Consider the following 13,321-nt stretch of genomic DNA (forward strand, 5'->3'; position numbering starts at 1 on the left):
ATAGATTATGTAGCAAATAGATACAAAACTGAACATTTTATAAGACAATCTAAATTTGTTAATGATTCAAAATTTTAGAGAGTACTAGTAGTCATATCAATTAAGAATATATATTTATCAAATATATATTCGACCTTAGATAAAGGTGAATAAATACTTAAAATTAATGATACTGATATAATAAGCTAAATAATCGTATTGGATATTTAGACGTTATTAGAATAAAGAAGAAGTTTTAAAATAAAGAGGTGTAGATAATGAACTCAAACAATATATCAAGTATCAAGGATATATTTTCTAATAAAATAGAAAAAGCACAATACTTAAAAAAGATAATAAGAAACCTTGTTGAAAAAGGGGATTTTGTTAATGCAGAAGCAAAAATAGCTGAATATAAAGTACTTTTTCCTGAAGATATAGAAATTATATCTATTGAAACTGTAATGTTAATGATAAAAGGTGAAATGGATAGAGCAGAACAACATGTATTAGATGGATTAAATAAGGTGCCTTTTAACTTTGACTTAAATTATAACTTAGGATTTATATGTCAAGAAAAGGGAAAATATCAGGAAGCAGCTAATGCTTTTATTATTGCAAAATCAGCAGCAACTACTAAAGAGGAAGAAACAATTATACAGGACGCAATAAATGGGATTAAAAAGATAGATGAAAGGGTTGATTTATCCAAAATTAATCAACCTAATTACAAGTTATTTCCATTAAAAACCAATGATGATACTTGGATTGGAAAGCCATTATTTGAAGATAAAAATGGGGAGGGGTATATTCCCTTGTATTATGATGAGATAATAGAGAGTTATCCTATTCAATTATGGAACTTGTATAAGACAGAGACATTGAGGGGAAAAATATACGAAAGTGGAGAATTTATTTTAGGCAATCTAAACAAATCAGTTTTACCATTAGCTATTTTAGAAAAAGATACTTCAATAACTATAATATTAGACGACAAGGAATATAAGTTCAATGATTTTACTCCTAATAGATTTTATTATATACCTATTAGAAGTGAAGGAACGGTTAAGATTAAAAGTAGTAATAAGTTTATAATAGGTGAAGCTTTAGATTTAAATCAATATAAGCAACATGATGTAAAATTGATATTGAATTTATTTATAGATGGCTTATCTCAGAAATTAATAGATAAATATTCACTAGAAAGGCTTATGCCAAATACTTATAATTTCTTTAAGCAAGGAACAATATTCAATAATTGCTACAGTAATGCGGAATGGACATTAGCTAGTGTACCTACTATATTTACAGGAAAATATCAAGCTAATCATAAAATTTTTCATCCAGAACTATTGCATACTATAAGTGATAGTTGTAAATCAATGGGGAATTATTTTAAAGAAGATAACTATTTTACATTCCAATCTTGTGGAAATTGGAGAAAGGCACCCTCTTACGGATATACAAAAGGTTTTGATAGAATGATTTATCAATCAGCTACAATGGGGTCTAAGGCAGAAGAAATTATTTTTTCTTTTTTAGAACAAATGAGAGCATTTGAAGAAAGAGATCATTTTATTTGGCTGACACTGTTTGAATTGCATAATGTTGAGGATAATATAACACCAAACTTTAGCAATCAAATTTCAAATAGTATAGATTCTAAGAGAATTAATAGAGATGAGAAGAAATCAGTGGTAAAAGATTATGATGAAAAGAAAATAGAAAGATATGTTAATGAAATAAATAGAATAGACTATTATCTTAAAATAATTTATGACTTTATTGAAAACAAGTATACAAATGATGAAATCTTAGTATCGTTATTTTCAGATCATGGACAATCTTACATAGATGAAGGAAATCATATTTTAAGAGATGCTAGGACGAGAGTACCTTTTATGATTAGGGGAAGAAGTATTCCTTCCACTATATCTGATGAATTAATGGAAAATGTGGATATTCTACCTACTATTTTAGATAAAACTTCTATTGAATTTGATTTTAGTGAATTTGATGGAAGAGTTCCAATGGTTTTAGGTGGTAAAGGAAAACAATATGTTTATTCTGAATCTATATATCCAGGAAAAACATATAAGGCTATTATTAGGGATTTGGAGCATACGCTAGTATTTGAATCAGAAGGTAATGTAGAGCAGGATGGCAGATTTGTATTAGGAGATTTTCATATTATATTAGAGAATAACTTGACAAAAGAAAATGAAATAAATAAAAATACTGAAAAAGTGGCTAAATATTTTGACATAATAATTTCTCATATTTCAGCATTTTTGAAAATTTAGTAGATTAAGGAGATAAGGCACCATGAGAATAGGAAATACAATTTGGCTAGTTGGATTAAGTGCGTCTGGAAAGAGTACATTGGCAGAAAAAATAGTAAGGTATATGGTTGATAGTGGGAAAAAGGTACAGTTGATAGATGGAGATATTATGAGAGAAGAAATAGGTGGAATGTTTGGATACACTAGAGAAGAAAGAATAAAGGCAGCAAATATATATAGGGCAATGGCAAGGTTATTAAACAATAATGGTATAAATGTTGTGATTGCAGCCATATCTCCATATGAAGAAATTAGAAGGAAAAATAGAGAAAGAATTGAAAACTATATTGAGATAAATGTTAATTGTCCAATAGAAGAATGCATAAAAAGGGATCCTAAAGGACTTTATATGAAAGCTTTAACTGGGAGAGAAAAGCATGTTATTGGAATTGATGAAGAATATGAATTTCCAGAGAATAGTAACATAGAAGTAAATACAAAAGAAGAAAGCATTGATGAGTCCTATTTAAAGATAATAAATTATTTAAAACAGTCAAATATCTAATTATAATAAAGTGGAGGCAATGCTAATGAAAATTAAAGGGATTGTAGAGCAAATAACTAATGAATCCATTGCAGGGTGGGTAATTGTTAATGATGATAGGAAGGGGATAATAGAAGCTCCAAAGGTTGAATTAAAAGTAAATGGTGAAACCGTAGCAATAACTTTTGCTGTAAGAAAAATTGAACACGAGAGTATAATCAGTAATCATTGTGGCTTTAAATTCTTAATAAAGGATTTATTTGATTATTTAAACAAGAATGATGAGATTACAATCTCAGTTTATGATGATATCTTACCAATTTATAAATATGGATTGAGTTATAAATGTGATACTACTGGTAATTCTAGTATTGATAAATTATTAGAGAGATTAAATGAAGGTTATGTTTTCGATATAAATGGGGAGTTAAAACTATCTTTGAAAGAAAACGAAGAGTTAAGGAAAGAGATTATCAAGCTATATGATGAGCTAAGGGATATATTTAATAATGATTTATCATATGATCTGTATGCATGTTATGGAACTTTATTGGGGATTGTTAGAGAGAAAAACTTTATTTCTAATGATGGAAACTTTGATTGTGCATATTTATCTAAGGAAAATAATAAAGATAAAGTAGTTGAGGAATTTAAAATAATATCAAAGTTATTAATAAAGAAAGGATATCAGTTAAAAATTTTTAAGTCACATATTCAAGTAAGTAATACAAAATCAGATGCTAGTATTAATATTTATTGCTCTTGGTTTAACGATAACTTAGAATTTTTGCTTTCTTTCAACTATATAGGTAAAGAAATTATTAGTAAGAAAAATAAATTTGAAATAGAAACGAGAACTATACAAGGAAGTAATGTTTTAATACCTAAAAGCTATAAAGATGTTTTGAAACAAATATATGGAGAAAGATGGGAGATACCAGACTTTGGATTTGAGTGGAAAACACTAAATAAAAGCATTGGGTTTTTGGAAGATAGTGATATGAATGAAATATATTGGGAGCAATATTATTTAGATTCAAAGCTACAAAAACCTTCTTCATTCTGCTCTTTTATAAATGATTTTATTAAAGAAAAATATTTGATTTTAGATATTGGATGTGGATCGGCTAGAGACTCTTTTGAATTTGTGCAACAGGGACATGAAGTTATAGGATTGGATAGGTCAGAACAAGCAATTTTATTTGCAAATTCATTGATAAAAGAAGAGAGGTATAAAAATATAACCTTTCAAAAAGCTGATATATCAGATAAAATATTAATGTCGGAAATATTTAAAAAAGCAAAAGAGCAAGCTAAACAAAAACAAAAAAACATAATGTATTACTCAAGATTTTTCTTGCATTCAATAGATGAGAGTAATCAGAGAACATTTTTAGAGGCGATATCAAGCCATGTTGATAAGGGAGATATCTTTGTTGCTGAGTTTAGAACTAAGGAAGATGAAGAAAGGCAAAAAATATATTCTAACCACTACAGAAGGTTTATAGATGAGGAGGACTTACTTCGACAATTAAAGGAAATATGTAATATTAGTAAAATACTATTATTTCAGAAAGGTACGGGATTCTCTATTTATAAAGATGAAGATCCATTTTTAGCTAGAATTATTGTTGCAAAAAGCTAAACTTAATTAAGTAAAAGTAATATATTCGTAAGAATAGGAAACTATCATAAAGGAGGTTCAATATCATGGACATAGGAGCATTATCAATGGATCTTAATCAAATGAATGTAGCCCAACAATCTAGTGTTTCAGTCATGAAACTGGCGATGAATACGGTAGAATTACAAGCTTTAGATTTAACTAAAATGTTAGAATTGAATACAAAAATAATGGAGCAGTCCATTAATCCTCATTTAGGAAAAACTATAGATATTAAATTATAATCTATTATAGAACATTAATATAAAAGACAATATTTTTGTCATAAATTATGAAGATTATGTTATAATATCTAAAAAAGGAGGCGATGCTGTTGGATGAGAAAGTATTTGATTTAATGGAAAAGATGTATATTGAATTTAGTAAAAGATTTGATAACATGGAAGAAGATATTAAAGATCTAAAAGGCGATGTGGGAAGTCTAAAGGCAGATGTAGGAAGCTTAAAGACAGATGTAGGAAGCTTAAAGACAGATGTAGGAAGCTTAAAGACGGATGTAGGAAGTCTAAAGACAGATGTAACAAAAATAAATACAAAAATCGAACATGATCTCATGCCTAAAATAACAGCATTATTTGATGGCTATAAGCAAAACGCCGATAAATTAGATAGAATTGAAAAAGAAGTATCTAAGCATGAAGAAATAATTTTGAGAAGGGTTAAGTAGAAATTTAGATAGAGGACAGAAATGTCCTTTTTTTTTAACATATAGTAGTTATTGAGAAACTTTTATTTTAATCGCATACGATGAGTTTTAAACTGAGGTTGGGATATTTAGTACAGTTTAGAACTAAAAAGATTGAGAATGAATATGAATTATATGATATAATGGACTGGAAGAATATTGAAATAAGTACAAGGAGGAATTTTTATGTTAAAATCAAAAATGTACAGATTTACTAAATTAACAAGTTTATTTATTGCTTTTGTATTGGCCTTTTCAGCTATTAGTTTTTCCTTTGGAAATGAAGTTGAAGCATCTTCTAATGTTGATTCTAAAAAATCTGCATTAGTATTTTTAACGGATTTTGGTCTTAAAGATGGAGCAGTTTCTGCTATGAAAGGTGTTTCTTTTGGAGTTAGTCCTGAACTTAAAATGTTTGATTTAACTCATGATATACCAAGTTATGATATCTGGGAAGGAGCTTATAGATTTAAACAAACCTGCAGTTATTGGCCAAAGGGTACAGTATTTGTTGGAGTTGTAGATCCAGGTGTTGGTACAGAAAGAGCTTCCATAGTATTAAAAACTAAAGAGGGATATTATTTTGTAGGGCCAGATAATGGACTATTTGGATTAGTTGCAGAGGACATGGGCATTGAGGAAGTAAGAAGAATAGATGAAACTAAAAATAGACTTAAAGGCTCAGAAAAATCCTATACATTTCATGGAAGAGATATTTTTGCTTATGTAGGGGCAAGACTTGCATCAGGACAGCTTAAATTTGAAGATGTAGGACCAAAACTTGAAAGTAAAATAGTTACTATACCTTATCAAGAAGCAACTATTAAAGATAATGCTGTAATGGGTAATATTCCAGTATTAGATATTCAATATGGAAATATTTGGTCAAATATTTCCGATGAGTTATTTGAGAAGTTAGAACCAAAGTTTGGAGATATGTTTAAAGTTGAGATATTTAATGGAGATAAATTAGTATATCAAGGCAATATGCCATTTGTTGAAAGTTTTGGAGATGTAGATGAAGGCAAACCTATGATTTATTATAATAGTTTATTAAATGTTTCCACTGCTATAAATATGGGTAATTTTGCAGCACAATATAAAGTAAGTTCAGGTGCAGATTGGACTATTAAGCTAACAAAAATAAAATAACAACTAACCCCTTTCTTTTTTATCAAAAAAGGAAGGGGTTTATATTTATGTATGGAATATAAATATATTTAAAACAATTTTTTGAAGTATGACATATTGATTTTGATTGAAAGATAATTTCAAAGTTCAAATATTGTGGTAAAATAAAAGATATAATTGATTTAAATTCATTTAAATTCATTTAATTATAAAGAATTTCAAGATAATAAACTATATCAGATATAAAAAGCAGGAAAAGGATAAATAATAAATATAGGAATATAAGTAAGAAAAGAAGATAATTAAAAATAAAGAAGGAATTGGAGAGTGATTCTATGTTTAAACCTTATGATTATGCTTTTCAAATAGAGGTAACAGTAAGGGCTATATTTAACTGTAAAGAATACGAGCTTGGTGGCATAGCAGATGCTAATTTTATAGAAAAAAATCCCTTTATTGCCATAGCTATTGTACTAGGTAACTTTTATAATAAGGTAGATGGAAGTTTTAAGGAAAGAATAGATGAATTTCTCAATAAATATTATTTGGAAATGGGGAAAAGTATATTGGAAATAGGAGAAGAAAAAATCAAAAATATAATGAAAGATTTTAATAATATAATAGCAACAATTTAAAGATGTCTTAGTCAATAAGATATTAAAAATATTTAAACATAGATAAACTAAAAAAGAAAACATTTCATAAATTTGCCTATCTAATAACTCACTATCATCATTTCAATAAACACTTGAAAAAATTAGGACAAGATGGTATCATAATAAGATATTGTTTAATAATTGATTTTTAAAATTATAATAAGATAATTACCTTGTTTATTTTGAGGTAGTTACCTTATGGATTATGAAAGAAGAGATGAAATGATAGGGTTTTATGATTATACGGTTATATTAACATACATAGGTTTGATGAGTTCTATTTTTGGAATGACCCAAGTCATTGATGGTAGATTTAGAACTGCTATATTATGTCTTGCCATATCAGGACTATGTGATATGTTTGATGGAAAGGTTGCTAGAACTAAGAAGGATCGAACCTCTGATCAGAAATTGTTTGGAATTCAAATTGATTCATTAAGTGATGTTGTTTGTTTTGGTGTTTTTCCAGGAATGATAAGCTATGTGCTTGGTGTCCAAGGTGTTTTAGGTGGAATTATCATCGCTTATTATTGTGTTGCTGCCGTTATTAGATTAGGTTTTTTTAATGTTCTTGAAACTAATCGACAACAGCAGGAAGAAGGAGCTAATAAGTTTTATTTTGGTCTTCCTGTTACATCAATTTCAATAATATTGCCTATGGTATTTCTTCTTGACTTTTTAATGCCTCAAGGAACAATTAAATATGTTTTAATGGTGACTCTTTGTATAGTTGGAACTTTGTTTATTACAAATTTTAAACTTAAAAAGCCAACAAACAAGCAATTTGCTTTAATGGTTATAATAGTTGCCTGTGCTGTAATTAATATACTTCTTTTTTCAGAATACCATATAAAGCATAGATTTATTAAGGAGGAGCCCCTAATAGAGCAAATATTAAAGTAGAGGTAGAGCTGATGAAATGCGTAAATCGCAATGGTATAATAATAAAACAAAATAAATCTCAAGATAGAGTACTAAGATTTTTATATAACAGTAAAATAGGAAGAATGATTTTAGTACAGCTTATTAAACCAAAATTTTCAATAATGATGGGAAAGGTACTTAATCATCCAGCTTCCAAAATATTGATTAAACCATTTATCAAAAAAAATAAGATTAATATGTCAGATTATGAAGTAGAGAAATATTCCTCATATAATGATTTTTTTATCAGAAAAATAAAGGCAGATATAAGAAAAATTGATCAAGAACCAGAGCATTTTATAGCACCATGTGACGGTAAACTCAGTGTATATAGTATTGATAAAAATAGTTGTTTTGTTATAAAGAATACTTCTTATACAATTGAAAGCTTATTAAGAAATAAGAAGCTCGCTGATAGATATGAAGGTGGTTTGCTTTTATTGTTTCGGTTAACAGTAGATGATTATCATAGATTTTGTTATATAGATGATGGAATCAAGAGTGAAAATCATCATATTAGAGGTGTATTTCATACAGTAAATCCTATTGCTAATGAGATGTTTCCCATTTACAAAGAGAATACTCGAGAGTTTTCTATTTTGAAAAGTAACAATTTTGGAGAATTACTTATTATGGAAGTAGGAGCATTACTTGTGGGAAAAATTGTAAATTACCATGAACAATCTAAAGTTAAGCGTGGTCAAGAGAAAGGCAGATTTGAATTTGGAGGTTCAACAATTGTTGTTTGTGTGGAGCAAGGAAGAGTTACTATAGATGAAGATATATTAGAGAACTCCAAAAATGAAATAGAAACGGTAGTGAAAATGGGAGAGAGAATAGGAAAAAAGGCTTAATTTTCTTATTCAAAAGAAAAAGCTGATACTTTATTTAATAAGCATATATAAATATGAAAACTTTATAACACAGTATAAAGTAAGCTCAGGTGCAGGTTGGACTATTAAGTTAACAAAAAAGAAATAAAATAAGAGGATAGAAATATCCTTGAGTTTCATTTCTTTTTTTACTTTTCATGAAAATATATTTTAGTCTAATAAAAGTAATTCAACAAGTTAGTATCCTTGTTTTTCATTATATGGTATAATTTAGCTGAGGTGTTTTTTATGGCATATGAAATATGTAAAAGATGTGGTAAGATGTTTAAGAAAAATGGCAAATCTTATTGTGAAGATTGTCTTGAGAAAACTGAAAAAGAACATGATTTAATAATAGATTATGTTAGGAAATATCCTGATGCTACTATTTTAGATATTATAACAGAAACTGGAGTTACATTAAAAAGTATTAACTGTCTAGTAGAGGAAGGTTATGTTTCTTATGTAGAAAATAAATTGAAAAAAATAGATAATGAAAAGCTTTCTGAAGCCGTTGGTAAAATAGTAGGTACTAAGAGCAAATTCCATATAAGTAGAGATTTGGAATAAAGTTAAGTAATATAGATGCCCAATATTAAGATTAAAATTATTTTAAAATATAAATAATGGGAGGATTAAAATGTCTAATAAATCAGATGGAAAAAAGTTGCAAGAAAAACTAACTCACAAATGGAGAAATGTCTGGGATATCCTAGATAAAGTTGAAAAGGAAAAGGCTTTTGCTATAAATGAAGAATACAAAACCTTCTTGGATAAAAGCAAGACGGAAAGAGAAGGGGCAATGGAAATCATTAAAATAGCAAAAGAAAAAGGATATATATCAATAGATGAAATAAGAGAAAAAGGTATCAAACCAACTCCTGGAATGAAAATTTATGCAAATAATAAAGATAAGGCTGTTGCATTATTTGTATTAGGAAAAGAAAAGCTTGAAAAAGGAATGAATATAATTGGTTCACATTTAGATGCTCCAAGAATAGATTTAAAACAATTCCCACTTTATGAGGAATCAGATTTTGCATTATTTAAAACCCATTATTATGGCGGCATTAAAAAATATCAATGGGTAACATTACCACTAGCTTTACATGGAGTTGTAGTAAAGTCAGATGGAGAAAAAATTAATATTGTTATAGGGGAAGACGAAAATGATCCAGTGTTTTTTATAACAGATTTACTTCCTCATTTAGCTAAAGATCAAATGGCAAAGAAAATGGATGAAGGAATTACGGGAGAAGGCTTAAATGTTTTAATTGGAAGTATTCCATATAAAGATGGAGAATTAAAGGAACGAGTTAAATTAAATGTACTAAATATACTTAACGAAAAATATGGAATAACAGAAGAAGATTTTACTACTGCAGAATTTGAAATAGTTCCTGCAGGTAAATCAAGAGATGTAGGTATAGATAGATCTATGGTTGGAGGATATGGACAAGATGATAGAGTCTGTGTATTTACTTCCTTAAAAGCAATATTAGATGTAGAGCTTCCAAACAAAACAGCAGTCTCTTTATTTGTAGATAAGGAAGAAATAGGAAGTGTAGGAAATACAAGTATGGAATCAATGTTCTTTGAAAATATGGTTTCAGAATTAATAGATCTTACAGAAGAAAAGTATTCCGAGCTTATGGTAAAAAGAGCATTAGCAAGTTCTTGTGTGCTTTCAGCTGATACATTGGCTGGATTTGATCCTAACTATCCTGAAGTTTTAGATAAAAAGAATTCACCTTTCATAGGTAATGGAATAACCTTAGTAAAATATACTGGTGTTAGGGGAAAAGGTGGAAGTAATGATGCTAACTCTGAATATCTAGGTAAAATTAGAAAGATATTCAATGATAACAATATAGTATGGCAAATGGGAGAGTTAGGTAAGGTTGACCAAGGCGGCGGAGGAACTATTGCCTATATCCTTGCAAAATATGGAATGGAAGTAGTAGACTGTGGAGTACCTCTACTAAGTGTACACGCTCCCTATGAAATCGCAAGCAAGGCAGATGTATATATGACATATAAAGGATATAATGTATTTTATAAAAATTGAAATAAAGGGACAGGTTTTCCGTTGAAATTATGAAACGGAAAATCTGTCCCTTTATTATATACTATTACTCTTCATTTACCCAAGCGTCAAATTTCTCCATAGTTAATTTATAGGTTTCCTTTGATATTTCAGGTAGTTCTCCTAAAATTTTCTCTGCTTCCTTAAAGCCTTGTTCTATGGCAGATTTAAGGGTATCTGCTTTTGACTTATCTCCACCTGATAATGCTATTGCAAAATCTACCAATCTTTGACTTACTGCTTCTGCACCAAGAGAGCCATTAGGTCCAATTAACTCTTGTGCTTCTAATCTTGCAGTTTCATCTACTTCTACAATGTCATCTTTACCTAGTAGGTCAATGGTCTTTCCTTGGCGTCTAAGCATTTCTTGTACTAGTCGGATTAATTGAGCATGAGCCTCTTGGCTATCTCTTTTTAATTTAGTAATTGTATTTTTATCGTAAACATGAGATGTCTTATTTTCTGTCTTTTCATAAATTGCTGCTGGAGTTTCTTTTACTTCAGATTTTACCTGAGTTTTTTCCACAGGCTTTACTTTTTCAGATTGAACTATAGGCTTAGTTGGTTGTGTATTTTCAATTTTCATCATCATCACCTCTACTATATTTATCGACATATTCTGGAAAAAATTAACTACCCAATGATTTTTATATTAGATAAAAGGAGTCTAGGTATAGATAATATTCCTTAGAAAATAGTACATGGAAGAAGAATAATAGAATAAATGGGTAAATATCAAATAATAAAATTTGAAAGGAGGATAAGACTATGAAAGTTAGAGAGATAATGAAATCACCGGTAATATCGGTTAAACCTAGTGATACTATCAGTAGGGTATTAGAAATAATGAAAAATGAAAATGTAAATGGTACACCTATTGTTGATGAAGGAAATCACTTAATGGGAATAATAGTTAAGGCAGATATTTATCGTTTTTTAATGGAACCAGGACATTATGAAAGTTGTCCTGTAGAATGGGTAATGATTAAAAAGGTTATAAAAGCTCATGTAGAAGAAGATATATTAGAGGTAGCTAAGCGATTGAGAAACCATGATATTATAGCTTTACCAGTATTAGATAATGATGTTGTTGTAGGAATTGTTTCAATAGAGGATTTTATTGATTATTATATTAGGAATAGTAAATAAGAAAGAATAATTGAGCAATAGAACATATTGATAGGGAGGTTTTAAAATATTAAGATAAAGGGGATAAATCTATGCCCCTTTATCTTAATTGATTGATATAATTACTTCTATTGGTATATTATCTACTAAAATCTCTACGCATAAAACTTTAGATGTGTTGAAGGCTGTTCTGATATTTTCTCCATACATAAGAGTTGGAGTTGAAATATTCATATTAATATTCATATTAGAAAATTCAATGCTGGCATTGGCTGTAAGCATATTAGACAGTTCAGATAATGCACTTTGTGCCATACCCTAAGAAATAGATTTAATAGTTTTTTATTAATTATCTAAAAATTTTAATGTGGCATTTATTTCTCCGCCCATAATTATAATTATGCTACTTATATAAAGCCATATTAGTAGAACTATTATACCGCCTAAACTGCCATAGGTTTTCCCATAGTTACCAAAATTATTTACATAATAAGAAAATATAGTGGATGTAATTATCCATCCTAGAGATGTAAATATTGCACCAGGTAATGAATGTTTAAGACTAATTTTATTACTATTTTTGATAGAAGGGACAAATCTATATAATAAAGTAAATATAAAAATCATAGAACATAGAGATATAATAACCCTAAAGTATTTCCAAAAAGAGATAAATGTTTGGGTAATACCAAGGAAATCAAATAGTCTATTACCTAAAACTTCACCAAAAACTAAAGTAAGAAGTACCATAACAAGTAAAACTAATAATGCTATGGTAAATAATATGGCTATTCCTCTTAATTCAAGATAAGATCTAGTTTCTTCTACATCATAAGCCTTATTTAGAACTCGAATAAGTGCCATGATACCTTTTGATGCAGCCCAGATACCAGTTATAGCACTTAAGGAAAGCAATGTTTCATTACTGGTTACTATTGTTTCAATTAGTAAAGTAGAAATTAATCTTTGGGTATCTAATGGCAATAATACTATTATACTATGTAATACATCTTCCCTAGCAATAGGTGTATAGCTTAATATATTTAGAAAAAAAATAAGAAACGGAAAAGCAGATAATACTAAAAAATATGATAACTGTGCACCTATTGCAGTTACACTGTCATCTTTCATTCGAAATAAAAGTTCCTTTAAAAACCTTGCATATCTATTATCATATCTATCTAGCCAATTTAACAAGATAGGCACCTCCTGATTATATGTATTACTATTTTACCATATAAATACATATTTAAATAGTAAAGAATATATTATTGGAAATTATTATATAAAGTAAAAGAAAAAGTTGTCGATACTATTATAGTAAGGTTTTATACAGATTCATCTTGATTT

At 28.5% G+C, this 13,321-nt stretch carries 15 protein-coding genes; 12 read left to right on the forward strand and 3 right to left on the reverse strand.

The window, feature by feature from the left end:
• The first annotated feature begins 257 nt into the window (after positions 1 to 257).
• The 11 genes from BUB33_RS10215 (at position 258) to BUB33_RS10265 (ending at position 10,825) form a co-directional block, all read left to right on the forward strand.
• Positions 258 to 2,282, forward strand: a complete 2,025-nt coding sequence (locus BUB33_RS10215) for a sulfatase-like hydrolase/transferase (protein ID WP_072976165.1) — start codon at positions 258 to 260, stop codon at positions 2,280 to 2,282.
• A gap of 22 nt (positions 2,283 to 2,304) precedes the next feature.
• Entirely contained in the window at positions 2,305 to 2,826 is a 522-nt protein-coding gene (gene cysC / locus BUB33_RS10220) for an adenylyl-sulfate kinase (RefSeq protein ID WP_072976167.1), read from the forward strand.
• 25 nt (positions 2,827 to 2,851) lie between these two features.
• Positions 2,852 to 4,450, forward strand: a complete 1,599-nt coding sequence (locus BUB33_RS10225) for a class I SAM-dependent methyltransferase (RefSeq protein ID WP_072976170.1) — start codon at positions 2,852 to 2,854, stop codon at positions 4,448 to 4,450.
• A 65-nt stretch (positions 4,451 to 4,515) separates the two neighbouring features.
• Positions 4,516 to 4,713, forward strand: coding sequence for a YjfB family protein (locus BUB33_RS10230; protein ID WP_072976172.1), 198 nt, complete (start codon positions 4,516 to 4,518; stop codon positions 4,711 to 4,713).
• Between the two features lie 89 nt (positions 4,714 to 4,802).
• Entirely contained in the window at positions 4,803 to 5,156 is a 354-nt protein-coding gene (locus tag BUB33_RS10235) for a hypothetical protein (RefSeq protein WP_084725366.1), read from the forward strand.
• Between the two features lie 204 nt (positions 5,157 to 5,360).
• Complete coding sequence (locus BUB33_RS10240) at positions 5,361 to 6,326, forward strand: SAM hydrolase/SAM-dependent halogenase family protein (protein ID WP_234950031.1); 966 nt, start codon at positions 5,361 to 5,363, stop codon at positions 6,324 to 6,326.
• A gap of 314 nt (positions 6,327 to 6,640) precedes the next feature.
• A complete protein-coding gene (locus BUB33_RS10245; protein WP_072976173.1) occupies positions 6,641 to 6,940 on the forward strand; it encodes a hypothetical protein in 300 nt (99 codons plus the stop codon).
• 219 nt (positions 6,941 to 7,159) lie between these two features.
• Positions 7,160 to 7,864, forward strand: a complete 705-nt coding sequence (locus BUB33_RS10250) for a CDP-alcohol phosphatidyltransferase family protein (RefSeq protein ID WP_200778184.1) — start codon at positions 7,160 to 7,162, stop codon at positions 7,862 to 7,864.
• Positions 7,865 to 7,875: 11 nt separating this feature from the next.
• A complete protein-coding gene (locus tag BUB33_RS10255; RefSeq protein ID WP_072976174.1) occupies positions 7,876 to 8,739 on the forward strand; it encodes a phosphatidylserine decarboxylase in 864 nt (287 codons plus the stop codon).
• Between the two features lie 267 nt (positions 8,740 to 9,006).
• Complete coding sequence (locus BUB33_RS10260) at positions 9,007 to 9,327, forward strand: hypothetical protein (protein ID WP_072976175.1); 321 nt, start codon at positions 9,007 to 9,009, stop codon at positions 9,325 to 9,327.
• Positions 9,328 to 9,397: 70 nt separating this feature from the next.
• Entirely contained in the window at positions 9,398 to 10,825 is a 1,428-nt protein-coding gene (locus BUB33_RS10265; RefSeq protein WP_072976176.1) for an aminopeptidase, read from the forward strand.
• A 64-nt stretch (positions 10,826 to 10,889) separates the two neighbouring features.
• On the opposite strand, the gene BUB33_RS10270 is transcribed toward BUB33_RS10265, so the two are convergent.
• Entirely contained in the window at positions 10,890 to 11,429 is a 540-nt protein-coding gene (locus tag BUB33_RS10270) for a hypothetical protein (RefSeq protein WP_084725368.1), read from the reverse strand.
• Positions 11,430 to 11,611: 182 nt separating this feature from the next.
• Between BUB33_RS10270 and BUB33_RS10275 the strand changes: the two genes are divergently transcribed.
• Positions 11,612 to 11,992, forward strand: coding sequence for a CBS domain-containing protein (locus BUB33_RS10275; protein WP_072976178.1), 381 nt, complete (start codon positions 11,612 to 11,614; stop codon positions 11,990 to 11,992).
• Between the two features lie 84 nt (positions 11,993 to 12,076).
• Here the strand turns inward: BUB33_RS10275 and BUB33_RS10280 are convergent, their stop codons facing one another.
• Both BUB33_RS10280 and BUB33_RS10285 read right to left on the reverse strand, forming a co-directional pair.
• Entirely contained in the window at positions 12,077 to 12,286 is a 210-nt protein-coding gene (locus BUB33_RS10280; protein ID WP_072976179.1) for a chemotaxis protein CheC, read from the reverse strand.
• Positions 12,287 to 12,316: 30 nt separating this feature from the next.
• Positions 12,317 to 13,168, reverse strand: a complete 852-nt coding sequence (locus BUB33_RS10285) for a YihY/virulence factor BrkB family protein (protein ID WP_084725370.1) — start codon at positions 13,166 to 13,168, stop codon at positions 12,317 to 12,319.
• Positions 13,169 to 13,321 lie beyond the last annotated feature (153 nt).

The sequence above is a fragment of the Tissierella praeacuta DSM 18095 genome (assembly GCF_900128955.1).
GTDB classification, from domain to species: Bacteria; Bacillota; Clostridia; order Tissierellales; family Tissierellaceae; genus Tissierella; species Tissierella praeacuta.